The following is a 22,504-nucleotide window of genomic DNA, read 5'->3' on the forward strand; positions in this document are numbered from 1 at the left end:
GGCCCCGGCTCAGACCTCCAGCTCGGACTCGATACGGCGCAACTGGTGGCGCGCCATGGCGAGGTTGGCCCGGCCCGCGTCGAGCACCACGTAGAGGAACAGGCCGTTCCCGCCGCGTCCCTTGAGCAGGCGGATCAGGTGGTACTGGCTGCTCAGGGTGATCAGGATGTCCTCGATGTCGTCGTTGAGCCCCAGGTGTTCCATGGTCCGCAGCTTGGAGCGCACCACGTCCGTGTTGCCGGCGGCGGCGACCTCCAGGTTGAAGTCTTTGCTGCCGCCCAGGGTGCCGAGGGCCATCCCGCTGGTGTAGTCGACGAGTGCGGCGGCGGTGGCGCCGTCGATGGAGCTGAGGCATTCCTTGAGCGAGGTCTCGGTGTTGGCCATGAATGGTGTCCTTTCCATCGGAAATGGGTGGTTCGGGCCGGCCGCCGGGTCGTGCGCGGGCGTCCGGCCGGGAGAAAGGGCTGGGTTCGGCCGCCGGGGTTCAGCCGCCGGGCTGGGTCCGGGGCCGGTGGGCGGGCAGCTGCGGGGTCCGCACCGGGAGGGTGCCGATGGGCCGGGCCGGGTCCGGGTCCTGGACCCGCGCGGGAGGGTTCCGGGGCGCGAGCCGGTCGGCGTGCCGGCCCCCGCCCGGGCCGGCGTGGGACTCCACCAGTTCCGCGATCCGGGCGCCGCTGCGCCGGCCCTCCAGGTGCAGCCGGCCCACGTTGACCCGGTCGTCGGCGAGGAGGGTGAGGACGGCGGTGGGTCCGGCCGCGTAGGTGGCGATGTAGCCCCGGCCGCCGCGCACCAGGAGTTCGCAGAACTCGCCGCGGGCGGCGGCGTCCGTCAGGCGGTGCGCGACGCCGAGCGCGGCGGCGGTCAGCGCGGCCAGCCCCTCCGGTTCGGCGTCGGGGACGTCGTGGGCCAGGACGAGCCCGTCGACGGTGGCCGCGAGGGTGCCCGCCAGCCGGGGTATCCGGGTGCGGAGCCGACGCAGTTCGTCCAGCACGTCGGTCTCGACGGCCATGAGCAGTCTCCTTTCGGCACGCTGCCGGCGCGCGCGGATCACAGTGCCTCCAAGGCGTCCAGGAGCCGTCGCAGCAGCGCTGTGTCGGGCTCGTCCCACGCCGTGCCGCCCGCGCCGGGGACGGGGTGGACGGGTGTGGCGGGCGGCGGTGGTGGCGCGGGCGTGACCAGTCCGTCGGCGGCCAGACGGCGCAGTTCGACGAGGGTATGGAAGGTGCGATGGGCGAGGGCCGAGGCGATCTGTGCGGCGGTGCGGCCGCCGTCGACCAGGGCGAGGGTGCGGCCGCGGCGCGGCGGCAGCCCGGCGGGATCGGCGCCGTCCGCGCGGGTGAGCGGCGCGGTGTCGACGGCCGGGTCGGGCCAGATACGGTGCAGCAGATCGCCGCGGCGGCGGGACTCGCGCAGCACGGTGGCCACCGGTACCGGGCGCACCGCGCCGAACCAGTGGGCGACGCCCGGGCGGAAGCGGAGCGCGGCACCGTCGTGGGCGAGCGCGAAGTACGCGGCGTCGAACAACGCGCCCAGATGGCACAGTTCCAGGGCGCCGGTGGTCAGGCGCCCGCTGTCCACCAGCCGACGGCCCACCTGGTGCGCCGCGCCCGCCCGTTCGACCGCCTCCCACCAGCCAGCCGGCGCGACGGCGCCGCTGCGGGTGAGCAGGTCGCCGAGGTCGGGACTGTGGCCGGACTCGACGTGGACGACGTGTCCCGCCGAGAGGTAGAAGATCCCGGACTCGGTGGACAGCGCGCCGGTGGCATGCTCGGCGGCGAGGGTGCCGAGCAGCTCGGGCGCGGATCCGCCGGTGCGTTCCACGGTGGTCATCCGAGCACCAGCCGGTCCGCCATCTCGGCCAGCCGTATGCGGGCCAGGGCGAGGTTGCCGTCGGCGCGGTCGAGCCACAGGTACAGGAAGACCGTGCTGTCGAAGGTCGTGACGACGAAGCGCAGCAGGTGGTACGCATCCGCGCCGGTGAGGATCAGGTCCTCCACGGGCGATGTGCCGCCGGCCGTGCCCGTCCCGCCGCCGTCGGCCAGGGTGCCGCTCTCCATGGCCTGGCGGGCGAGTTCGGCGGTCTCCGCGGCCGCGGCCTCCGCGTCGCCGCCGGGCGCGTCGCCCACCGCGCCCAGGGCGAGTCCGCTGATCCAGTCGGCCACCAGGGCACCGCGCGCCCCGGGCAGACGCATGGCTTCCAGCAGACTCTCGTCGATTCCGGGCACGCCGGATCCCCCTCCTCGCACGGCTGTACCGCGAACGTGACGTCGACGCTACGGTGTGTGCTCGACCGAGGTGAGGGCTTTGGTGTTTTCCCGGGGAATATGCGACACGGGTGATTCGCCACTGGTAAGGTCCCGGCTTTTGCCCGGGCGACGGTACCGGCGGTCCGCGCCGGTGCGGGCAGGGCCGGCCCCGATGCGGATGGTGAGCCGGCCCTGCTCGCGGGCCCATTGTGGTGATGTCCGTACCGCCTGGACCATGGGTGAACGGCCGTCACCACGTGCGCGCCGCGCACACCCCGCGCGCGACACGCCGCGCGCCCGCCTGGCGCCCCGCGTCCCTGTCGCCGGCCGTCGACGGCGATACTGGCAGGAAGCACGTACCCCCGCTCACCACTGGACTCATGCCGAACTCCCGCACAGCCCGCCCCGAGATTCCCTCAACGCTCTGGCTGGCCCGTGGCCGCCACACCGGTAACCGGCCCGACGAGGCGCTCCGGCGCTCTCTGCGCCGGCTCAAGGACGCCGGGGACATCGACGACTTCCTGGAACTCCCCGCCGACGACACGGCTCCCGACCTGGTCTTCGAGTCCCGCACGCGGGTCGCGGGCGAGGTCACCGTGCGTGCCCGGCTGACCCTCGCGCCCGGCACGGACCGGGGCCGGGACTGGACCCTGCTCGCGGAGGCGGAGCAGCCGTGGCAGGACGCGTGGCCGTCACCGGCCGGGATGTTCTGGGAACCGGAGGCCGACGCCGACTGGCACCGCGACCCGGCGACGGGACTGCTCCCCGGGGAGATCCACTTCCTCCCGGAGGACGACAAGGCCGTACGCCGGCTGCTGCGCGACTGCGCGCGTGACCCGTGGCACATCCATGTCGTCGTCCACGAGGCGATGACCACGGACGAGCGCGGCCGGGTGCCGCTCGCCCGCTGGCTGCCGCCGGGGCTGCGGCACCGGGTCGTGGAGCACCGGGCGCTGCCGCAGCAGTCCCGGGTGGCGAACTGGGCGCTGCGCGAGTTCGGGGTGGAGGTCCCGCGCGGAGGTGCGGCGGTGCTGCCGGGCGCTCCGGTACCGGACGGGTACGAGGCCGACGCGTTCGCCGTGCGGGCGGTGTTCCTGGACGGGACGCGGCCGTCGGGCCTCGTCGACGCGGTGACACGTTTCGACGCGCTGCCGCGGGCGCTGCCGGACGGGGCGCGGGAGGTGCTGACGGCGCTGCGGGAGGACTGGCACCTGCTGTCCCTGGAGGAGGAGCTGGCGAGGGAGCGCGCGCTGGTGGCCATGTACGCCGAGGCTCTGGAGGCCATGACGAAGTCCCGTGACCTGTACCGGGAGGCCGCCGAACGGGCCCACGAGGCCCTGGCCGCCTACCAGGACGCGCCCACCGCGCCGCCACCGCCGCGGACGCCCCCCACCCCCCTGCAGCACCTGACCCGCACCCTCGACCGCCTCCGCCCCCGCCGCACCCCCTCACGCACGCCCGAAGAACCCACCCCGGAACGCCGGCCGACAGCGCCCGAGCGCTGACCACCCCGGGCGAACGGCGGGGCGTGTCCCGCACCGGGGGCAGCCGGTGCGGGACACGCCCCGCCGCGCGGCAGCGAACACCGCGTCCGAACCCCCGTCGCACCCGCTCGGCACCGCTGCCCGCCGACGACACCGCCGTGTCCGACCAGCCCGCACGGGGCCACGCCCAGGGCCACGCCCCCACGGGGGCCGGAACGCCCATCCCCCCCCAACGCCCACAACCGCTCCCCCACCCAAGCGCCGGCGGCACCGCCACACCCGCACGACCCGCGCCCCGCCGCACCGAACCGCCGTCCACCAACGCACGCAACCGCTCCCCCCGTGCCCGAGCCCGGCGATGCAGCGCCCTGCGTCCCTCGCGGCGACGGCCGGGCGCCCGGTGTCCGCGTCGGGGTGGGGCGGGGCCCGCGATGGAGCGCGAGTTGCCCGGGCCGCGTCCGGACAACTCGCGCTCCACCGGTCGTGTCAGTCGGCCATGCGGTGGGGCTCCGGCGGGGGCCAGGTCCAGTGGGCGCCCGGCGAGGGGAAGGTCACCCGGACGACCAGGGCCGTCAGGGCCAGCACCGCGGCCGCCAGGGCAGCGGACATGGCGAGCCAGGTGGGGGCTAGTGCGAGGTCCACCGCGCGGGGCAGTCCCGCCGAGGGGACGGTGCCGCCGTAGGCGTGGGCCGCGGCCAGGGCCGTCGGCACCACGACCGCCGCCGCCAGGGCCAGCGCACCAGGACGCACCACCAGGATCAGCGCCAGCACCGTACAGAGCACCGAGAGGCCGACGGCGGAGGCGAGCAGACCCAGCGGGACGCCGTCCTGCCGCAGCGGGAAGTGCGCCACCGCGCACACGGCGAGGGCCACCGCGACGAGCCAGCTCGACCAGACCACGGGCCTGGCGGTGACCGGCCGCGGGGAGCGGGCACGGGCGGCGGTGGCGGGGCTCCGGCGCGGGCGCCGTGTCCGCCGGGCGCCGTCGCGGGCGGCGGGCCGTCGCCCGCGACGCAGGCGGAATCCGGCGCGCGGGGTGGCGGCGTCGGCGTCCTCGGGGTGTTCGGCGCCCCGCTGACTCGCGCCGTCCCCGTCGACCCGGGTGGCCTCCGTCGCCGCCCTGCGCAGATGTTCCGGCGGCTGGTGCAGGGCCAGACGGTCGATCAGTTCGACGAGTTCACCGACGGAGCGGCCGGTCGCGGCCGCGCGCAGCGCCTCCTCACGGCAGTGGGGCGCCAGCGGCTCGTTGTGGAGCAGCGCCACCAGAAGGGTGACGTCCTCCACTGAGCGGTGCGCCGCCGCCGCGCGGATGGTCTCGTCCGCGCTGCCGACGTCGCGGGGCGGCCGGGTCAGCAGGGCGACAAGCCGGGTGACGTCCTCCACGGACCGGTCGATCCCGGCGGCGCGCAGCGCGTCGACGACCGCCCGCGTGTGCTGGGGCGACCGCTCCAGCACGGTGATGAGGTCGACGACCTCTTCGAGGGGCCGGTCCGCCACGGCCGCGTGGACGAGGTCGCCGACCGGATCGCCGTACGGCCTTCCGGCCGCCGGGGCGTCGGGGTGCGGGGCCGGGCCCGGCGCACGCGTGGGTCCGGTGCGCTCGAGGGGGTCCACGAGGTCGACGGTGGCGACGGGGTCGCGCGCGGCCACGGTCTCCGGCGGATCCGCGCGTTCCGTCACCAGCGGCGTTCGCGGCGGACCGGACCGGTGCGTGCCGGTCGCCGCGACCGGGCCGGCGGAGGGCGGTGCTCCGGCCGCTCCGAGGGGTATGACCGGTTCGTTCGAGCGGGACGACGAGGGCAAAATGGTCATGATCGGCTCCATGGGGAAGGCTGATGACCATTACTAGGCGCCCCCACACCTCGGTGCCACTTGACTGCTCCACCGGGATGACCTGCGGCGATCGAGCGTTTCACGGGGAGACGGCAGGGCATCGGAGGCGTGCGCGCATGGCCGGTCCCCGCCGCCATACCGGGGCCGTCAGCGGGCATCCGACCGGAGAGGACTGTTCCGCGGCCGACGGGGCCGCGGCGCTCCGGTCACCGGAAGGAGGGCAGCGGGGTTGGAGTCGACCACGGCACTGCTGACCGTCGCCGCGGTCCTCGCGGCCGCGGTGCTGGCCGCGGCCGTCGCCGTCCTGGTCCGTCTGGTCCGTACGCGGCGGGAGTTGCGACGGGCGGGGCTGCCCACGGGGCCGCGCTGGGTGTTCTGGGGTGCCGTCCTGTACCTGGTGCTGCCGGCCGACCTGCTGCCCGATCCGGTCTATCTGGACGACATCGGCGTCCTGCTGCTCGCTCTGCGCAGTATGCGTGGCTCCCTCGGCGCGGGAGCGCCCTCAGCGCCTTCCCGGCGGTCCGGGCGACACCCCGTCGATGATTACACTCCGTAAGGAAACCAACCACCCGTTCGATTCGTATAAGTCTCTGGAAGCCGAAAGAAGTCGGCGGACCAAGCGGCGGACCACAGCGGGCCGTTGCCTGGTCGGCGCAGACCGACGAGGGAGACACGATGCAACCGTTCGCGCTCAACTACGCTCGCCCGGCAGTTGAGTTGGCCGTTGCCACTCCGTATGCGTACGACTCCGGACTGCAGTTGAACGTACTCGGGGACGGACGGATCGCCGCCTGCGACCACGCGCTGCTGCGTGAGGTGGGGACCACGACGTCCACCGCGGGCTCCAAGACTCACTTCGACGACTGAACGCGGACCGTAGACGATGACCGTGCTGATCCTCACCTGCGAGGAGGACGTCACCGCCGACATGGTGGTCGTCCATCTGAACGGCTCCGGAGTGCCCGTGGTCCGCCTCGACCCCGCCGATCTGACCGACGGCGTCTCGCTGTCCGGCGAGTTCGTCCACGGCCGCTTCCGTGGCCACCTCTCCGTCGGGGGGCGGCTGGTGAGCATCGGCGGGCTGCGGTCCGTGTGGGTGCGCCGGCCGGGCACTCCGGCCGGGCGCGGGCCGCAGCCGTCGGCGTGGCTGACCGAGGAGGCCTCGCAGGCGCTCTACGGCATGCTGCGCGGTTGCGACGCGCGCTGGATGAACCACCCGGACGCGGCCCGGCAGGCCCGCCACAAGCCGTGGCAGCTGCGGCTGGCCCAGCGCTGCGGCCTGCCCGTGCCGGCCACGGTGATCACCACGTTCCCGCGCGCGGCGCGGGAGTTCGCCGAGCGTTTCCCCGACCTGGTGGTCAAGCCGGTGTCGGGGGCGCATCCGCAGGATCCGCCGAGGGCCGTGCCGACCAGCCGGGTCGCGCCGGACACGGACTTCTCCGCGGTGGCGTACGGGCCGACGCTGCTGCAACGGCGGATCGCCAAGCGGGCCGACATCCGGCTGACCGTGGTGGGCGAACGGCTGCTGGCGGCCCGCAAGGCGACGGCACCGGACGCGGACCCGGACGACGTGGATGTGCGTTTCGCCGCGCCGGGGTCGCCCTGGGAGCCGGTGGAGGTCCCGGCGCGCACCGCCGAGGCCGTCCACACGTACATGAGCCGGGCCGAACTGGCGTACGGGGCTTTCGACTTCGCCGAGGACGCCGACGGGATGTGGTGGTTCCTGGAGTGCAATCAGTCGGGGCAGTTCGGGTTCGTGGAGGTGGAGACGGAACAGCCGATCGCGCGGACCATAGCGGAGTGGCTGTCCCGTCCCATTCCCGGGGAGCCCGCGGAACTCAACGGGGCGAGCACCACGGTGCGGTGAACCGTCGCACGGGGGTCAGCGCGACCGCGGTCCGGGCAGCATGGCGGTGCGCTGCCAGCCGTTGCCCGGTGACTGCGGCCGGTCGGGGCCCGGGCCGTAGCCGGGCCGCATGACCGACTCCAGCTCCCTGCTCACGCGTTCGGCCTCGGTTCTGACCTGTGCGGGCACGTCGCCGCACTCCGCGACGAGTCGGTCGTAGATGGGGGAATCCTGGAACACCCGTCAACGTGCCTTTCTGCTCGGCGGCCCCGGTGCGGGGACGCGACTGCCGAGTGTAGGGGCACGTCCGGCGCGAGGTGTGACTTCCCCCGGTACGACGGGATACGGAACGGTCACATGGTATTCGCCGCGGATTGCGGTGCCGGCGGCTGCGGCCGGGCGGTCAGGCGCCCGTGGTCGAGCCGGGGCGGACGATCATCAGGACCGTGACGGTCGCCCAGAGGAGATTGAAGACGCCGGTGAACATGGCGAGCCGCACGGTGCTCCGCCGGTCGACCGGCAGGTGCCCGGTGAGCTGTTCGACGAGCTCGTCCTGACGGGGCAGCACGAAGGCGAGGAGGACCCCGGCGGCCACCGCGGTCAGGGTGATCGAGGCGATGAGCCAGCCGTCGCCCAGCACGCCCATCGCGAGGGCGGTGACGAGGCCGAGCAGGGGCACGAGAATTCCGATGCGGGCGTAGACCCGGCAGATGCGGTGGAGCAGGGCGACGGTGGTGACCGCCTTCGAGGCGGTGGTGTCGCCCTCCGCGGGGGCGGCACGGCGTACGGCCGGCGGGAACATGCTGGCCGCGACGGTCACGGGACCGACAGCGATGATGGCGGCCAGGACATGGAGAGACAGCAGGAGCTTGGTCACCGGACTCTTTCCTTGATGTGATCTGGGTTCTGATCAGCGGTGCCGGGCTCACGCTAGAGGCGCCCCAGGCGGTCCCCCAGAGGCTGAAACGACAGGTTCCAACGGGTTCCCGCCAACACCCTCCATCAGGGTCGTGGCACGTCAGCGCGCCGATTCCCCGGCTCAAGGGCATGGCGGGAACCCGTCTATCGTGGCGGTCATGCACTCCGTGACGATTCTGGTGCTCGATGGCGTCGTGCCGTTCGACATGGCGGCGCCCATGCAGGTCTTCGACTGGACGCGGCTGCCCGACGGCCGGCATCCCTACCGGGTGCGGCTGTGCGCCGAGCGGCCGGAGGTGACCGCGGACGGCGGCTTCGGCCTGCGCGTCGACCGCGGGCTCCGGGCGCTGGCCGACGCGGACACGATCATCGTGCCCGGCCGCGCGGAAGACGCCCCGCCGCCCTCCCCCGCGGTCCTCGCCGCGCTGCGGCGGGCGGCCGCGGCGGGCACCCGGATCGCCTCGGTGTGCGTGGGCGCCTTCGTACTGGCGGAGGCCGGGCTGCTGGACGGCCGGCGCGCCACCACGCACTGGGTGGCCGCCGCGCGTCTCGCCCGGGACCATCCCCGCGTCGACGTGCAGCCGGACGTGCTCTACGTCGACAACGGGCAGATCCTCACCTCGGCCGGTGCCGCCGCCGCGCTGGACATGTGCCTGCACATGATCCGCCGGGACTGGGGCTCGGCCGTCGCCGCGAACGCCGCCCGGATGTCGGTGATGCCGCTGGAACGGGAGGGCGGCCAGGCCCAGTTCATCGTGCACGAGCACCCGCCGGTGCCCCGCGGGTCCGATCTGGAGCCGCTCCTGGACTGGCTCGAGGACAACCTGGCCCACGAGGTGACGCTCGCGTCGATGGCGGCGCGCGCGGGGATGAGCGAGCGCACCTTCAGCCGGCGGTTCCGCGAGCAGACGGGCACGACGCCGCTGCAATGGCTGCTGCGGGCCCGGGTGCGGCGGGCGCAGTATCTGCTGGAGAACAGCGACCACACGGTGGAACGGATCGCGGAGCAGGCCGGCTTCGGCTCGCCCACGGCGTTCCGCGAGCGCTTCCGCAAGGTGGTGGGCACCACCCCGCACGCGTACCGCTCATCGTTCAACGGACGGCGCGCCGTCACCGCGGGCGCGTCGTAGCGGCTCGCGGGTGCTCAGACGGCCAGGGACAGAGCGCTGTCGCCGTCCGCCGGCGCGGTGCGGCCGGGCGCGGGCCGGGCGGCCCGGTCGAGCAGCGCGTCGGCCTGCGCGATGGCCTCGTGGATGCCGGATTCCCCCATCGTCACGCAGAGCGTGTGGCTGATGTCCTTCAGTTCGCGTGCCGCCGCGGGCGTGTACCGCTCCGCCTGAGCGATCCGCAGCGTCGCGTACCGAGTCAGCAGGTGTCTGACGGCCTTCGGGTCCGGTCCGAGCACGAATGCGTCCCCTCTCTGGTTTTCGCTGCGTATGCCCGAACCAGGCGGAATCACTCATCAGACGCACGCAAGTGACCGAAATCATACGCTCCCTGACCGACACTCGATGCCGTATGACTCTCCCGCAGACGACACCGCGTGCCACGAACACCGCGTACGCCATGACAAACCCGGCGCGTCGCGCGAGCGGGTGGCCAACACCGGCGCCTCGGGGCCACGTTGATGCGCGGGCGACAGCCACGCACCGGCCATCGAGACCACGTGACCGGGCTCCCCGGCGAGGGGCCGGTCCCCCACGTCCGCACCCCGGGGCGGCCGGGCCGTGGCCGCCGGAACCCGGCCATCGGACCGCCGCACGGCTGGGCTCCCCCGCTGGGGGAGCGGCACCTGGGAGCCGCAACCCTCGCCGGGGCGCGACACGTTCAGGAGACCTCGGGGACCGACCGGCGGCCAGGCGTCGGCCACCGGACCGCCGGTCGCGGCGCGGTCAGGCGCACCCGCTCCGCCTCGCAGCAGGAGCGCCACTACCTGCGGCGGTGAGGACACCAGACCGGCCGACCGAGCAGCACACAGCCGGGCTCCCCTGCGAGGCGAGCGGCACCCGCGGGCCACAGCCCGCGTCGGGAACGCGACACGTTCAGGAGACCTCGGGGACCGACCGGCGGCCAGGCGTCGGCCACCGGACCGCCGGATTCTCCGATGAGCGGGTTCCGGTCCCCGTGACGGCCGCCCGTCGTGAGCGCGGCGCGGTCAGACGTACTCGCTCCGCCTCGCGGCAGTGGCGCCGCGGCCTGCGGCGGTGGGGACACCCGACGGGCCGTCCGAACGGCGCGCGGGGCCGGGCTCCACGACGAGGTTGACCGGCCCCGGGGCGATCAACCTCGTCGGCCGGGACTCGTTCCACCTCGCGACGGCCGCCGTGACCCGCGGCGACGGAGCCGGACCCGACCGGCGGCCGCGCGCCCGGCTCAGGGGTACGCAAGGCGTACCGCCCGCCTCCGACGCAGGCCGGGCTCCGGCCGCCGGAGTGCCGCACGGCCGGGCACCCGACGAGGGGGCCCGGCCCTCACGTCGGGAGCGCGACCCGGTCGAGGTGTGCTCACTCTGCCTCGCGGCCCTGCGGCGGCGGGGGCCGCTGGTGCGGATCGGGGGTGGGTGATGTGCCGTCCGTCAGCTCGCGTGACGTCGGGTCAGGCGGCGTCCAGTTCCGCGATCTCCTCCGGGGTCAGTTCGAGGCCGGCGGCCGCCGTCGAGTCGCGGACGGACTCCGGGCGGCTCGCTCCCGGGATGGGCACGACCACCGGGGACTTGGCGAGCATCCAGGCCAGGCAGACCTGATGCGCGCTCACCCCGTGCGCGTCGGCGACCCGGGCGAACGCCGCGTGGTCGGCGGCGAGGGCGCCGGCCCGGGCGATACCGCCGAAGGGGCTGTACGGCAGGAACGCGATGCCGAGCTCGTCGCACAGCTCAAGCTCCGGCTCGCTGGACCGGAAAATGGGCGAGAACCGGTTCTGCACCGAGACCAGCCGGCCTCCGAGGATCTCCCGGGCCTCACGGATCTGGTCCGGATCGGCGTTGGAGATGCCCGCCATGCGGATCTTCCCCTCGTCCAGCAGCTCCCGCAGCGCGCCGACGGACTCGGCGTACGGCACACGCGGGTCGGGCCGGTGGAACTGGTAGAGCCCGATGGCCTCCACGCCGAGCCGGCGCAGGGACGCCTCGCAGGCCCGCTTCAGGTGGGCGGGGCTCCCGTCCTGCGTCCAGCTGCCGTCGCCGGGGCGCAGATGGCCGCCCTTGGTGGCGACCAGGACGTCGCCGCCCCGGTCGTGGGAGGCGAGGGCCTTGGCGATCAGGGTCTCGTTGTGGCCGACCTCGCCGGCGTCCCTGTGGTAGGAGTCCGCGGTGTCGATCAGCGTGACGCCGGCGTCCAGGGCGGCGCGGAGGGTGTCCAGGGACCTGGCCTCGTCCGGGCGGCCCTCGATCGACATGGGCATCGCGCCCAGACCGACGGCACCGACTTCGACATCACCGATACGGCGGGTGTGCATAAGGAAGTGACCTCTTCCGGCTGTGACTGCGACGGTCGTGGACAGCGCTTACCAGCCTGGTCCCGGGGCGGCCGGAAATCCAATAGAAGAATGCGAACGCATTCAGCACGCGCAGCGCTGAATCCCCGGGCGTACGACGACGGTGCCGCCGCGCGGGCACCGGCTCCCGGCGCTACGCTGCGCGCAGTCGATCCGAATGCACCGTTTTAGGAGGTATGTATGGCCTCGCTTCTCAACCCGTACCTGAGTTTCGACGGGGACGCGCGGCAGGCGCTGGAGTTCTACAAGGAGGTGTTCGGCGGCGAGCTGCGCCTCAACACCTTCGGCGAGGTCGGGCACCCCGGTGCCGAGAGCTCGGACAAGATCATGCACGGCATGCTGACCACGACGGAGGGCTTCACCCTGATGGGCTCCGACATGCCGCCGGGCATGGAGCACAAGCCGGGCAACAACTTCGCCGTGAGCCTCAGCGGCGAGGACGAGAGCACCCTGCGCGGCTACTGGGACAAGCTCTCCGGAAGCGGCTCGGTGTCGGTGCCGCTGGAGAAGCAGATGTGGGGCGACGTGTTCGGGATGTGCACGGACCGCTTCGGCATCCCCTGGATGGTCAACATCAACCAGCGCGAGAGCTGACCGCCCGGCGCCGCCCCACCCGCCCCCGCGGCCCGCTGTTGACAAGGCATTTCGGCAGGGATCATCGTACGGACCGAAGCGCGACCATGGCACCGGTCCGGCGGACGCCGGCCCGCGGGGAGAGGCGGCGGCATGCGGATCGGACTGCTCGGCACGGGCCCCTGGGCGCGGGTGGCACACGCCCCCGCCCTCGGCGGGCACCCGGACCTCGACTTCGCCGGAGTGTGGGGCCGCCGCCCGGACGCCGGCGCGGAGCTGGCCGCAGAGCACGGCGTCCGGGCCTACGACGACCTCGACGCGCTCCTCGACGACGTGGACGCGGTCGCCGTCGCGCTGCCGCCGGGGGTGCAGGCGGAGCTGGCCGTGCGCGCGGCGCGGGCGGGGTGCCATCTGCTGCTCGACAAGCCGCTCGCGCCGACGGTCGGCCAGGGCCGGGTGGTGGTCGACGCCGTCGAGGAGGCCGGGGTGGCCTCGGTGGTCTTCTTCACCACCCGGTTCCAGCCCGGGCCGGAGGCGTGGATCGGCGAACAGGCCCGGACCGGCGGCTGGTTCACCGGGCGGGCGCAGTGGCTCGGGGCGGTGTTCACCACCGCCGGCAATCCCTTCGCCGCCTCGCCGTGGCGGCAGGAGAAGGGCGCCCTGTGGGACGTCGGTCCGCACGCCCTGTCCGTGCTGCTGCCGGTGCTCGGCGAGCCGCGCCGGGTGACGGCGGCCGCGTACGGCCCCGGGGACACCGTCCATCTGGTGCTCGACCACGAGAGCGGCGCGTCCAGCAGCGTCACCCTGAGTCTGACCGCTCCCCCGGCCGCGGCCGGCGCCACGGTCGAACTGCGCGGCGAGTCGGGGGTCACCGTGCTCCCGGAGACCACGGAGGGAGTCGTCCCGGCCGTCACCCGGGCCGTGGACGCCCTGCTCGACGCGGCCCGGACCGGCGTCCCGCACCCCTGCGACGCGGCGTTCGCCCTCCGGATCACGCGGATCCTGGCCACGGCGGAGTCGCTGCTGGGCGGCGCGACGGACTGAGCGCGGTCCTCGGCGTCCCGTCGGCCGACTGCGCAGCGGAGCGCTCCGGGAGCACTCCGTGTCGACCGGCCGCGGGGCGGCTTAAGCGCCCCTTAAAGGCCGGTTAAGCGATCGGGGACGGTCCGTCCGCTGTTCAAGTAACCGCAGGTCAGGGCAGGTTGGGGGACAAGTCGGACCGCTGGCGGGGCTCCGTCGGTGTGCCTAGCATCGAGCCCGCGCACCGGCCCCGGCGTTCACCTGAGAGCGCTCTCTCAGAGCCTCCCCCACGTCGGCCGGTGTGGTCAGGAACCCGCACGAGCTCTTCAGGAGACCCCCACATGACTGCTCGTCACCAGCGCAACCTCGGCCGCCGCAAGCTCCTTTTCGCGCTCGGCGGAGCCGCCGTGGCCCTCCCGGCGGCGGCGGTGATCGCCCCGCATGCCCTGGCCGACCAGTCCGGCGAGGGCAAGGCCGGCACGACGGCGGCCGGACCCCTGCCGCTGACGATCGTCAACAACAGCGGTTCCTTCGACAACGCCAATGTGCACCTCTACGTGGTCGGCAACGCGGACGGGCGTCAGGTCCGGCTCACCCCCGACGGCAAGGTCGTCCCCATCGAGGTCTCCGACAACGGCCCCGACGGCTTCACCGACTACGCCATCAGCCTCTCCGGCAGCGGTAAGACCAAGCTCTCCCTGCCGTACATGTCCGGCCGGATCTACGTCGCCCTCGGCGAGAAACTCAAGTTCAAGGCGGTCACCGACGGCAACGGCAACGCGGCTCTCCAGTACCCGGCCGGATGGGTCACCTCCGACCCCAACCACGGCGTGCTGCACGACTGTGCGGAGTTCACCTACAACTCCGCGGGCATGTTCTGCAACACGACCATGGTCGACATGTTCAGCGTGCCGCTGAGCATCCGGCTCACCGGCTCCCAGGACCAGACCACGGGCACGGTCCGCGAGGGCGGGCGCGCGGCCGCGTTCGCCGCGGTCAAGGAGGTGGAGGCGTTCTCCCGGCTGGTCGTGGACGACACGCGGATCATCGCCCCCGGCCACGGGCTGGACGCGGGTCTGTTCGACAAGGACTACCTCGCCCCGTACATCGACGAGGTGTGGAGCACCTACACCGGCCGCGACCTCAAGGTCACCACCAACGCGGGCACCTTCACCGGGCGGGTGCGCGGTGACCGGTTCACCTTCGACGGGCCCGCCCAGGTCTCCTTCGGCAAGCCGTCCACGCGTGACGTCCTCTTCTGCGACGGCGCCCTCGCCGCCCCCAACGACGGCACCACCGGTCCGGTCGCCGCGATCCTCGGCGCCGGCTTCAACCGTTCGACGCTGCTCAGCCACCCCGAGCAGCCGGCCACCGACGCGTCGGTCTTCTACGGGACCGAGATCACCAACCACTACTCCAAGGCCATGCACGCGGCCACGGAGGACGGCCGGGCGTACGGCTTCGCCTTCGACGACGTGGCCGACTTCGCCTCGTACATCCAGGACACGGCGCCGACCGGCCTGCGGCTGACCCTGACGGCGTTCTAGCGGCTCGCGGGGCAGGTTTCCCGCGTGGCCGGGAAGGCACCCCCGGGAGCCAGGAGGCGGCCCTTCACCGCGATGCCGCGAGCGCTCCGGATGCACGGCGGGCTCCCGCGTTGAATGGTGAGTATCGGACCCGATGACAGCACCGGGGCCGCCACAGCGATCCGGACCCGAGGAGCGAGAAGATGTCGACGTCCCAGCCCGACGCGTCCCCGCAGCCCGAGGACCGTGCCACCCCGGACAGCCTGCTCCACGCCCGCACCGGCAGCGAGGTCTCGCCGGAGGACCTGGTTCTCGCCTCCGGCAAGGACATCACCCCCGAGAACCTCGAATGGGCCGAGCGGAAGCTGGCCGAGGAGGGGCCCGCCGCCCTGGACAAGATCCTTCCCTGACCGCGCGCGGGCGCCGCCGGGTTCCGTACGTCCACGGGACCCGGCGGCGCCCGTGCCGTTCCGGTCAGCTTCTGCCCCGGTCCTCCGGGAGCGCCGTCCCGTCCTCCACGACGTGCATCGCGGCCTCCTCCGCGCCCGCGGCTCCGCCGTCGATGCCCACGTCCTCGGCGACGGTCTCCTTGGTGGTGTCCGTCCGGGCACCCTCGTCGGGGGCGACCAGGCGGCCCGCGCGGCCGGAGCCCGCCTCCGGGTCGACCGGCTCTCCCTCGCCGCCGGGCAGGTCGCCCACGTCGTCCCCGGCGCGTGCGGACGGGTCCGGCACCTCCTGGGCCAGCCGCTGGTCGAGGCTCTCGCCGTCGTGCTGCTCGGCGGCCGTGGTGCCGTACCGGGTGACGCCGAGCGGCTTCTCGGGCGGGGAGTAGCCCTCGTCGAGGGTGTCGTCGTAGGTCCGCTCGTCGAGGGCGTCCTGCATGTCGAGCGGCGCGGCGTCCTCCTGCTCCTCGTTGCTGCCGGTGGGCTGGTAGGCGTCGTCGGCCATCGGTTCGGAGCCCATGGCGTCCTCCCTGTCACGCTGCGTCGGCTCGTTCGTCTCAATGCCAGATCCGCGTTTCCCTTCCCGCGATCTCTAATCCCGCGCACCGGGCGGGAGCCCCACGGGGTCCCGTCACCGGGGCGTGCCGGTGCCGGGGGCCGGGGCGACGCGGACGTCGAAGTCGCCGATCCGGTGGACGGGCCAGGTCCGGGCGTAGCCGGGCGGCGTGCCGCCGGGGCGGGTGAGCGTGGCGACCGGGATGCGGTCCGCGGTGTGCACGATCTCGGCGGCCGTGGTGTTCTCGTTGTTGCCGGAGGTGGCCCCCGAGGAGCAGCCGGTGTAGTAGCCGACGGGAATGGCCTCGCTGCCGGTGAGCAGACAGGGCGGGCGGACCCCGAGGCGGTGCAGTTCACCGGCCGTGCGGGCCCAGTCGCGGCGGCTGTCGGTGTTGCGGTCCACGGTGTGCACGAGGACGGTCAGCTGCACGGTGAGATGACCCGCGACCGCGAGCACCACCAGGGTCCTGGCGGTCGTCCGCCACCTCCCGCGCGGTGCCGTGACCAGGTGCCACAGCGCGTCGGCGACCGGGATCGCGAGCAGGGCGTAGGCGGGCTGGAGGAAGCGGGGCGCCGCGTATCCGATCATGAAGAGGTACGGGAGCGCCGCGGTCGTGGCACAGACCAGCGGCACCAGGGTGCGCCGGGTGCGGCGGGCCCGCACGGCGACGACCAGCCCGAGGACGGCGAGCAGCGGCAGGACGAACCACCACAGGGTGATCACCGGGTGGGGCATCGACCCGGTGCACGGCCGGCACAGCGCGCGGCCGCCCAGGCTGCGCAGCTGGTCGTCGACGGCGATGTGCCATCCGAGCCCGCCCTGGATGCGGGAGGCCTCGGCCAGCCGCTCCCCGACGCCCCCGAAGGCCGTGTACGCCTCGATCACCCACTCGGCCCCGCCCGCCGCCAGGCCGCCGGTGACGGCGAGCAGCGCCCGCCGGTGCCGTCCGGCGAGGGCGAAGCCGAGGAGCGGCACGGCCACCCAGACGGCATCCGTGGGCCGCATCCACGCCATGAGCGCGGTCCCCGCCACGACGGCCCACAGCGGGCCGTGGGACGCGGGGTCCGTGCGGTGGCGCAGGAACCCGCCGACGGCGATCAGCGCGCCGACGGCGACCCAGTAGTTGGGCATGGCCTGGGGACCGTAGAAGAGGGTCACCCACAGGGTGGCGAAGAAGGCGCCCGCGGTGACCAGGACCCGGGTCGGGAAGAGGCCGCGCCAGGAGTGGAAGGCCAGATGGAGACCGATGCCGGAGAGCACGGCGAGGTAGCCGCGCAGCAGCGCGGTGGACTCGGACCAGGAGGCCACGGGTGCCACCAGCAGGGAGACGCCCCGGGAGCGCGGCGCGCTGAAGAAGGCGGCCGGATGGTGCGAGGTGACCTGGCTGGTGTAGACGATCTCGTCCCAGCCGAGGCCCAGCACGGGGCGGACGAGGGCGAGTTGGGCGAGGATGAAGACGGCGGCGAGCACCGCGAGCGGCCGGGCGGCGTACGGATGGCGGGAGGCCTCCGGCCCGGAGTGCTGCTCGTGCCGCCGCGCCGCGGCGAGCAGGCCACTGGCGCCGTCGGTCATCGTCCGTCCTTCGCGTCTTGACGATCATTGCAACGATCATGGCCAAGCTAACCCGCGCGGAACGGTCACGCAGGGCGGTATACGGCCAACCGCCTCACCCGGCCGGGGTGTCATGCGCTCACCGGCAGGCCAGGAGCTCGGCCGGATCCCCGACGACCAGGTCGGCGCCGTGCGCGTACAGGTCGTCGACGCGGCCCGCCCGGTCCACGCCGACGACGTATCCGAAGCCTCCGGCGCGGCCCGCCTCCATGCCGGCGAGGGCGTCCTCGAACACGGCGGCCCGGGAGGGTGCCACACCGAGGTCGTGGGCGGCGGCGAGGAAGGTGTCGGGCCGCGGTTTGCCGGGCAGGCCGCGCTCGGCGGCGACCACTCCGTCGATCCGGACGTCGAAGAGGTGCTCGGCGCGGATGGACCGCAGGACGTCACGGCAGTTGGCACTGGAGGAGACGATCGCGGTGCGCAGGTGCCGGGCGCGGACCGCCTCGATGTAGCGCAGGCTGCCGTCGTAGGCCGTCACACCGCCGGTGCGGATCCGCTCCAGCAGCAGGTCGTTCTTGCGGTTGCCCAGGCCGTGCACGGTGGCCGCGTCGGGCGGGTCGTCCGGACGGCCCTCGGGCAGGGTGATGTCGCGGGAGGCGAGGAAGGTGCGGACGCCGTCGGCGCGCGGGAGGCCGTCGACGTACGCCTCGTAGTCGGCGTCGGTGAACGGCCGGAAGGCGTCGCCGTCGCGCTCGCGGAGAAAGGCGTCGAACATCTGCTTCCAGGCGGCCGCGTGCACGTCGGCCGTTCTCGTCACGACGCCGTCGAGGTCGAAGAGGCAGGCGAGGATGGTGTCGGGCAGGCCCAGATCCGTCATACCGGACAGGGTTCCCCGTACGGTGCCGGTCCGCGGGCGGCGCGGGCCACTCGGCGGCAGACCGCCCGCCGCCCAGGTGACACACTCTCCCCTGTGGCGCTGACCTTCGACGACCTCCTGTGCCGTGCCCGCGGTCTCCCCCGGCACGGGCGCCGCGCGATCCTCGGCATCGCGGGCAGCCCGGGCGCGGGCAAGTCCACGCTCGCGGAGCACCTGGTGCGGGCACTGAACGGCACCGGCGAACCGTGGGCCGCGCATGTGCCCATGGACGGCTTCCATCTCGCGGACGCCGAACTCGACCGGCTCGGCCGCCGTGACCGCAAGGGCGCCCCGGACACCTTCGACGCGGCCGGCTACGCGGCGCTGCTGCGGCGGCTGTGTGAGGAGGAGTACGGCGATGTCGTGTACGCCCCCGGCTTCGAGCGGGTGCTGGAGCAGCCGCTGGCGGGGGCGGTCCCCGTGGCGGCGGATGCCCGGCTGGTGGTGACGGAGGGCAACTACCTGCTGCTGGGCACCGGCGCCTGGGAGCGGGTGGGGGCACAGCTGGACGAGGTGTGGTTCTGCGAGCTGGACGAGGAGGAACGGCTGCGCCGGCTGATCGCGCGGCACGAGGAGTTCGGCAAGAGCCACGAGGAGGCGGTGGCCTGGGTGGAACGCTCGGACCAGCGCAACGCCGCGCTGATCGCCCCGACCCGCGAGCGGGCCGATCTGGTGGTGCCGGCGTCCGCGCTGCCGGACGTGTCCCGGCAGTCGGAACGGACTGGACGCGGCGCGGCCCCGTGACGCAGGCTCCGGTCCATGATCCGACCAGCCACCGTGGACGACGTCCCCGAGATCCGCTCCATGATCCGTGAACTCGCCGCGTACGAACGGGCCGAGGAGCAGGCCCGCGCCACCGAGGACCAGCTCCGTGCCGCCCTGTTCGGGGAGCATCCCGCGGCCCGCGTCCTGATCGCCGAGGACGACCGCACCGGCGCGATCGCGGGTTTCGCCCTGTGGTTCCCGCGCTTCTCGACCTGGACCGGTACCCGCGGCATGCACTTGGAGGACCTCTACGTGCGCCCGGACGCCCGGGGCGCCGGGCACGGCAGGGCGCTGCTGGCGGCTCTCGCGCGGATCTGCCGGGAGAGCGGTTTCGAACGCTTCGAGTGGGTGGTGCTGAACTGGAACGAGCCGGCGATCGCGTTCTACGAGTCGCTCGGGGCGGAGCTCCTGGAGGAGTGGCGGGTGTGCCGGCTCAGCGGCGGCCCGCTCGAGGAACTCGCCGCGCGGGCACCGGTCGCCGCGAACCCGGCGTTGTGACCGCCCGCGTGGGTGCGGGGGTGCCAGAGTAGGGGCCCATGAAGGGTCTGTTGGCGGCGCGCGCACGAAAGCCCGTCCTCGACGGCGGCGAGGTGGGCCCCGCCGTCCGGGGCCCGGTCCGGCGGTGGCCGGTGGTCCTCGTCGTGGTGCTGCTGCTCGGACAGATGGCCGTGGCGATGGTGACGGCCGCGGTGCGGCAGACGCCGACGATCGACGAGCCGGTGTACGTCGGCACGGCGGCCGTGTACCTGGAGGAGCACAGCCTGCGGTTCAACCCCGAGCATCCGCCGCTCGGGAAGCTGCTGATCGCCGCCGGGGTGGCGGTCGCCGGCCCGCACCTCGATCCGGGATTCGACGGCGACCAGAGCGCGTTGGGCCGGCACCTGCTCTACGAGTCGGGCAACGACCCGTGGCGGGTCATGTTCTGGGCGCGGCTGCCGGTGATCGTGCTGACGCTGCTGTCGGGCCTCGTCGTCTTCGCCTTCGCCCGTGAACTGGCGGGCGCGGCCGGTGCGTTGACGGCGCTCGCGCTGTACTGCCTCTCCCCCGACGTGATCGCGCACGGCTCACTGGCCACCCTGGACGTGCCGGCCGCCGGGTTCATGCTGACGTCGGTGTGGCTGCTGTGGCGGGCACGGCGGCGGCCGCGGGTCCATCTGCCGCTGGCCGGCGCGGCGTTCGGGGCGGCGCTGGCCACCAAGATGAGCGTGCTGCCGGCCGCGCCGGTGCCGGTGCTGACGGCGGCCGTGGTGGTGTGGTGCGCGTCCACGGGCGACCGGTGGCGGCGGCTTGGGCGGGCGGCGGCGGGCGCCGCGGTGTTCGTCGTGGTGGCGGTCGCCGTCGTCTGGGCCGTGTATCTGGCCGTCGATCCCCGGCTGCGCTGGGATCCGCAGGAGCGGGTGCCCGAGATCCGGGGACTGCGGGGGCTGCTGGTGGAGCTGATGCCGTTCCCCGAGCCGTTCCGGGACGGTATGCGCGTGCAGTTCAACCTGGAGAACTGGGCGTGGGAAGGGTTCCTGTTCGGGCGGGTGTACTCCGGCTCGCTCTGGTACTACCTGCCGGCCGCGGTGCTGGTGAAGACGCCGCTCGGCATGCTGGTGCTGTGGGCCGCCGGTGTCGTCGCGGTGGTGGCGGTGCGGCGGCTGCGGCCCGCGGCGGCGTTTCTGCTGCCGGTGCCGGCGGTGCTGCTGGCCGCCGCGATGTACGGGGCACGGGACTTCGGCACGCGGTACGCCGTGTTCCTGCCGATGTTCCTTGCGGTGGCGGCGGGGTGCCTGTGGGTGGTGCGCGTGCGGTGGGTGCCCCCGGTGAGCGTGCTGCTCGTGGCGTGCGTCGCGGTGAGCTCGCTGCGGGCGTTCCCCTACTATCTCCCGTACTCCAACGAGGCGTTCGGGGGACCGTCGCAGACCCGGCTGCGGCTGCACGACTCCAACGTGGACTGGGGCCAGGATCTCGGCCGGCTCGCCGACCGGCTGCGGGAGCGGTACCGGGGCGAGCGGATCTGGCTGGTCTACAAGGGCAGCGGGGTGCCGTCGTACTACGGCATCGACGCGGACGATCCGCTCCGGGTGCCGCCCGGGGAGGTGCGCGGGATCCTGGCGGTCTCGGACTCCGCGGCGGCCAAGGCGACGGGCCGGCTGGCCGAACTCATCGACAGCAGCCACCCCATCGACGACGTCGGCCACTCGATCACCGTCTACCGACGCTGAAACGAACCCGGTCCCACGGCCGTCGGGCGTGCGCCGTCCACGGGTGTCGGCCGCCCGCTGCCCCCCGACGTCGGTTGCGCGCACCCACCAGCGCCGGGCCCCTCCGCCCACCGACGTTCGGCCTCGGCCACCCACCGGTGTCGGACCCGTGACCACTACCGGTCTTGGCCAACGCCGGGCGCCGACCGGCCACCGGCAGCCCGTCCACCGGTGTTGCACCTATGACGACCACCGGTCTTGGGCATGCACCGTTCACCAACGCCGGGAGTCTGCCGTCCACCGGTGTTGCGCCTGTGTCGGCTACCGGGGCTGGGCGCGCGCCGTCCAGCCGCGTTGGTCTGCGGCGGCCGGCGGTGTCGGGCCGGTGGCGGCTACCGTGGTTGGGTGTGCGGTGTCGGGGCCGCGCTCGCGGCGCCCGCTCGCTGGAAGGCGTCCGCGCTGACGTGCGGCATCACGGTGCTCGCCACCCGGTAGCGGCCGTTGGGCACGTCGGCGGACCGGTGGACGTGGACGGCGAGGGGGCCCGCCCACTCGTATCCGTGCCGTGCGGCGTGCCGGGCCAGCCGGTCGGTGAGCAGCTGCCCCACGCGGCCGCCCCGGCGCGTCAGTTCCTCGTGCACGGGGCCGGCCAGCTCCACGTCGTAGGCGTTGGGGACCATCACCCGGCCCGCCCGGCACACCACGGCCTTGCTGTCGCATTCGCGTCGCAGGGCGTCGACGAGTTCGACCGGGTCCCGGCCGAACAGGCGCGCCCACAGCGTCTGCCATCGGTTCTCCAGTGCCTGTTCCAGCGCGCTCAGGGCGCCCATGGTCTCACCTGCCGAAACGTCGTCGTGGGGGATGGTCCGCGGTCCGGTCAGCGCTCGTCGTAGTCGTCGGGGCTGATCTCGGCCTCCTCCAGCGCCTCGCGCATCGTGCGGCCGGTGCCGCCCTGCGCGCGCGTGTCGTCGTCCTCCCGCCGCTCGATCGTGTCGTCGGTCTCCCGGGTCTTCGGCCGGTTCTCCTCGGGGACGGTCATGTCGGGTGGCTCCTCGTGTCGCTTGGGGTTCTTCCGTTGCGCTGTGCCGCGGGTTCCCCGAAGAGGCGTGGATATCCACGCCGGAAGCGGGTCGCCGGGCTCCGGCGAGC

At 73.8% G+C, this 22,504-nt stretch carries 26 protein-coding genes; 12 read left to right on the forward strand and 14 right to left on the reverse strand.

The features are described from left to right. Nucleotides 1-9: 9 nt before the first annotated feature. The 4 genes from AC5L3C_RS01485 to AC5L3C_RS01500 all read right to left on the reverse strand — a co-directional run bounded on the left by AC5L3C_RS01485 (nucleotide 10) and on the right by AC5L3C_RS01500 (nucleotide 2,225). Nucleotides 10-384 carry a roadblock/LC7 domain-containing protein gene (locus AC5L3C_RS01485; RefSeq protein ID WP_493646421.1) on the reverse strand — a complete coding sequence of 125 codons (375 nt, stop codon included), beginning with the start codon at nucleotides 382-384 and terminating at the stop codon, nucleotides 10-12. Between the two features lie 100 nt (nucleotides 385-484). Then, nucleotides 485-1,009, reverse strand: a complete 525-nt coding sequence (locus AC5L3C_RS01490) for a roadblock/LC7 domain-containing protein (RefSeq protein ID WP_493646422.1) — start codon at nucleotides 1,007-1,009, stop codon at nucleotides 485-487. 38 nt (nucleotides 1,010-1,047) lie between these two features. Next, the gene (locus AC5L3C_RS01495) at nucleotides 1,048-1,830 is read right to left on the reverse strand and encodes a hypothetical protein (RefSeq protein WP_493646423.1); all 783 of its coding nucleotides are present in this window, start codon (nucleotides 1,828-1,830) and stop codon (nucleotides 1,048-1,050) included. Beyond that, nucleotides 1,827-2,225 carry a hypothetical protein gene (locus AC5L3C_RS01500; protein ID WP_493646424.1) on the reverse strand — a complete coding sequence of 133 codons (399 nt, stop codon included), beginning with the start codon at nucleotides 2,223-2,225 and terminating at the stop codon, nucleotides 1,827-1,829. Before AC5L3C_RS01500 ends, AC5L3C_RS01495 begins: the two co-directional genes overlap by 4 nt. Nucleotides 2,226-2,626: 401 nt before the next feature. Here AC5L3C_RS01500 and AC5L3C_RS01505 point away from each other — a divergent pair, with 401 nt between their 5' ends. Further along, nucleotides 2,627-3,751, forward strand: coding sequence for a hypothetical protein (locus AC5L3C_RS01505; RefSeq protein WP_493646425.1), 1,125 nt, complete (start codon nucleotides 2,627-2,629; stop codon nucleotides 3,749-3,751). 465 nt (nucleotides 3,752-4,216) lie between these two features. On the opposite strand, the gene AC5L3C_RS01510 is transcribed toward AC5L3C_RS01505, so the two are convergent. Further along, nucleotides 4,217-5,542, reverse strand: a complete 1,326-nt coding sequence (locus tag AC5L3C_RS01510) for a hypothetical protein (protein WP_493646426.1) — start codon at nucleotides 5,540-5,542, stop codon at nucleotides 4,217-4,219. 250 nt (nucleotides 5,543-5,792) lie between these two features. Here AC5L3C_RS01510 and AC5L3C_RS01515 point away from each other — a divergent pair, with 250 nt between their 5' ends. The 3 genes from AC5L3C_RS01515 (at nucleotide 5,793) to tgmB (ending at nucleotide 7,430) form a co-directional block, all read left to right on the forward strand. Further along, on the forward strand, nucleotides 5,793-6,119 hold the full coding sequence (locus AC5L3C_RS01515) for a YkvA family protein (RefSeq protein ID WP_493646427.1): 327 nt from the start codon (nucleotides 5,793-5,795) through the stop codon (nucleotides 6,117-6,119). A gap of 119 nt (nucleotides 6,120-6,238) precedes the next feature. Then, nucleotides 6,239-6,430 (forward strand): putative ATP-grasp-modified RiPP, encoded by a 192-nt coding sequence (gene tgmA / locus AC5L3C_RS01520; RefSeq protein WP_004935783.1) that lies wholly within the window; start codon nucleotides 6,239-6,241, stop codon nucleotides 6,428-6,430. 16 nt (nucleotides 6,431-6,446) lie between these two features. Further along, nucleotides 6,447-7,430: an ATP-grasp ribosomal peptide maturase gene (tgmB, locus tag AC5L3C_RS01525; RefSeq protein ID WP_493646428.1), complete on the forward strand. Its 984-nt coding sequence runs from the start codon at nucleotides 6,447-6,449 to the stop codon at nucleotides 7,428-7,430. A 15-nt stretch (nucleotides 7,431-7,445) separates the two neighbouring features. Here tgmB and AC5L3C_RS01530 read toward each other — a convergent pair whose 3' ends face one another. Further along, nucleotides 7,446-7,649 (reverse strand): hypothetical protein, encoded by a 204-nt coding sequence (locus AC5L3C_RS01530; RefSeq protein WP_125501711.1) that lies wholly within the window; start codon nucleotides 7,647-7,649, stop codon nucleotides 7,446-7,448. 163 nt (nucleotides 7,650-7,812) lie between these two features. After that, nucleotides 7,813-8,286, reverse strand: coding sequence for a DUF2269 family protein (locus AC5L3C_RS01535; RefSeq protein ID WP_493646429.1), 474 nt, complete (start codon nucleotides 8,284-8,286; stop codon nucleotides 7,813-7,815). Nucleotides 8,287-8,485: 199 nt separating this feature from the next. Between AC5L3C_RS01535 and AC5L3C_RS01540 the strand changes: the two genes are divergently transcribed. After that, entirely contained in the window at nucleotides 8,486-9,457 is a 972-nt protein-coding gene (locus AC5L3C_RS01540) for a GlxA family transcriptional regulator (RefSeq protein WP_493646430.1), read from the forward strand. 14 nt (nucleotides 9,458-9,471) lie between these two features. On the opposite strand, the gene AC5L3C_RS01545 is transcribed toward AC5L3C_RS01540, so the two are convergent. After that, nucleotides 9,472-9,732 (reverse strand): DUF5133 domain-containing protein, encoded by a 261-nt coding sequence (locus AC5L3C_RS01545; protein ID WP_493646431.1) that lies wholly within the window; start codon nucleotides 9,730-9,732, stop codon nucleotides 9,472-9,474. Between the two features lie 1,190 nt (nucleotides 9,733-10,922). Then, entirely contained in the window at nucleotides 10,923-11,780 is an 858-nt protein-coding gene (locus AC5L3C_RS01550) for an aldo/keto reductase (protein WP_493646432.1), read from the reverse strand. A 219-nt stretch (nucleotides 11,781-11,999) separates the two neighbouring features. Here AC5L3C_RS01550 and AC5L3C_RS01555 point away from each other — a divergent pair, with 219 nt between their 5' ends. The 4 genes from AC5L3C_RS01555 (at nucleotide 12,000) to AC5L3C_RS01570 (ending at nucleotide 15,348) form a co-directional block, all read left to right on the forward strand. After that, complete coding sequence (locus tag AC5L3C_RS01555; RefSeq protein WP_493646433.1) at nucleotides 12,000-12,413, forward strand: VOC family protein; 414 nt, start codon at nucleotides 12,000-12,002, stop codon at nucleotides 12,411-12,413. 132 nt (nucleotides 12,414-12,545) lie between these two features. After that, the gene (locus tag AC5L3C_RS01560; RefSeq protein WP_493646434.1) at nucleotides 12,546-13,436 is read left to right on the forward strand and encodes a Gfo/Idh/MocA family protein; all 891 of its coding nucleotides are present in this window, start codon (nucleotides 12,546-12,548) and stop codon (nucleotides 13,434-13,436) included. A 317-nt stretch (nucleotides 13,437-13,753) separates the two neighbouring features. Next, entirely contained in the window at nucleotides 13,754-14,959 is a 1,206-nt protein-coding gene (locus AC5L3C_RS01565; RefSeq protein ID WP_493646435.1) for a glycoside hydrolase family 64 protein, read from the forward strand. 182 nt (nucleotides 14,960-15,141) lie between these two features. Next, nucleotides 15,142-15,348, forward strand: coding sequence for a hypothetical protein (locus tag AC5L3C_RS01570; protein ID WP_493646436.1), 207 nt, complete (start codon nucleotides 15,142-15,144; stop codon nucleotides 15,346-15,348). 64 nt (nucleotides 15,349-15,412) lie between these two features. Here AC5L3C_RS01570 and AC5L3C_RS01575 read toward each other — a convergent pair whose 3' ends face one another. From AC5L3C_RS01575 to AC5L3C_RS01585, 3 genes are all read right to left on the reverse strand, one after another. Next, nucleotides 15,413-15,901, reverse strand: coding sequence for a DUF5709 domain-containing protein (locus AC5L3C_RS01575; RefSeq protein WP_493646437.1), 489 nt, complete (start codon nucleotides 15,899-15,901; stop codon nucleotides 15,413-15,415). 111 nt (nucleotides 15,902-16,012) lie between these two features. Continuing rightward, a complete protein-coding gene (locus tag AC5L3C_RS01580) occupies nucleotides 16,013-17,509 on the reverse strand; it encodes a hypothetical protein (protein ID WP_493646438.1) in 1,497 nt (498 codons plus the stop codon). A 118-nt stretch (nucleotides 17,510-17,627) separates the two neighbouring features. Further along, a complete protein-coding gene (locus AC5L3C_RS01585) occupies nucleotides 17,628-18,365 on the reverse strand; it encodes a beta-phosphoglucomutase family hydrolase (RefSeq protein ID WP_493646439.1) in 738 nt (245 codons plus the stop codon). A gap of 93 nt (nucleotides 18,366-18,458) precedes the next feature. On the opposite strand from AC5L3C_RS01585, the gene AC5L3C_RS01590 reads away from it, so the two are divergent. The 3 genes from AC5L3C_RS01590 to AC5L3C_RS01600 are packed head-to-tail and all read left to right on the forward strand — an operon-like array spanning nucleotide 18,459 to nucleotide 21,376. Continuing rightward, nucleotides 18,459-19,148: a nucleoside/nucleotide kinase family protein gene (locus AC5L3C_RS01590; protein ID WP_493646440.1), complete on the forward strand. Its 690-nt coding sequence runs from the start codon at nucleotides 18,459-18,461 to the stop codon at nucleotides 19,146-19,148. A 15-nt stretch (nucleotides 19,149-19,163) separates the two neighbouring features. After that, a complete protein-coding gene (locus tag AC5L3C_RS01595; protein WP_493646441.1) occupies nucleotides 19,164-19,667 on the forward strand; it encodes a GNAT family N-acetyltransferase in 504 nt (167 codons plus the stop codon). Between the two features lie 38 nt (nucleotides 19,668-19,705). Beyond that, on the forward strand, nucleotides 19,706-21,376 hold the full coding sequence (locus tag AC5L3C_RS01600; protein ID WP_493646442.1) for an ArnT family glycosyltransferase: 1,671 nt from the start codon (nucleotides 19,706-19,708) through the stop codon (nucleotides 21,374-21,376). A gap of 371 nt (nucleotides 21,377-21,747) precedes the next feature. Here AC5L3C_RS01600 and AC5L3C_RS01605 read toward each other — a convergent pair whose 3' ends face one another. Both AC5L3C_RS01605 and AC5L3C_RS01610 read right to left on the reverse strand, forming a co-directional pair. Then, nucleotides 21,748-22,185: a DUF3662 domain-containing protein gene (locus tag AC5L3C_RS01605; protein WP_493646443.1), complete on the reverse strand. Its 438-nt coding sequence runs from the start codon at nucleotides 22,183-22,185 to the stop codon at nucleotides 21,748-21,750. A 47-nt stretch (nucleotides 22,186-22,232) separates the two neighbouring features. Next, nucleotides 22,233-22,394, reverse strand: a complete 162-nt coding sequence (locus AC5L3C_RS01610) for a hypothetical protein (RefSeq protein WP_493646444.1) — start codon at nucleotides 22,392-22,394, stop codon at nucleotides 22,233-22,235. Nucleotides 22,395-22,504: the final 110 nt, after the last annotated feature.

This window comes from Streptomyces speibonae (assembly GCF_984686075.1).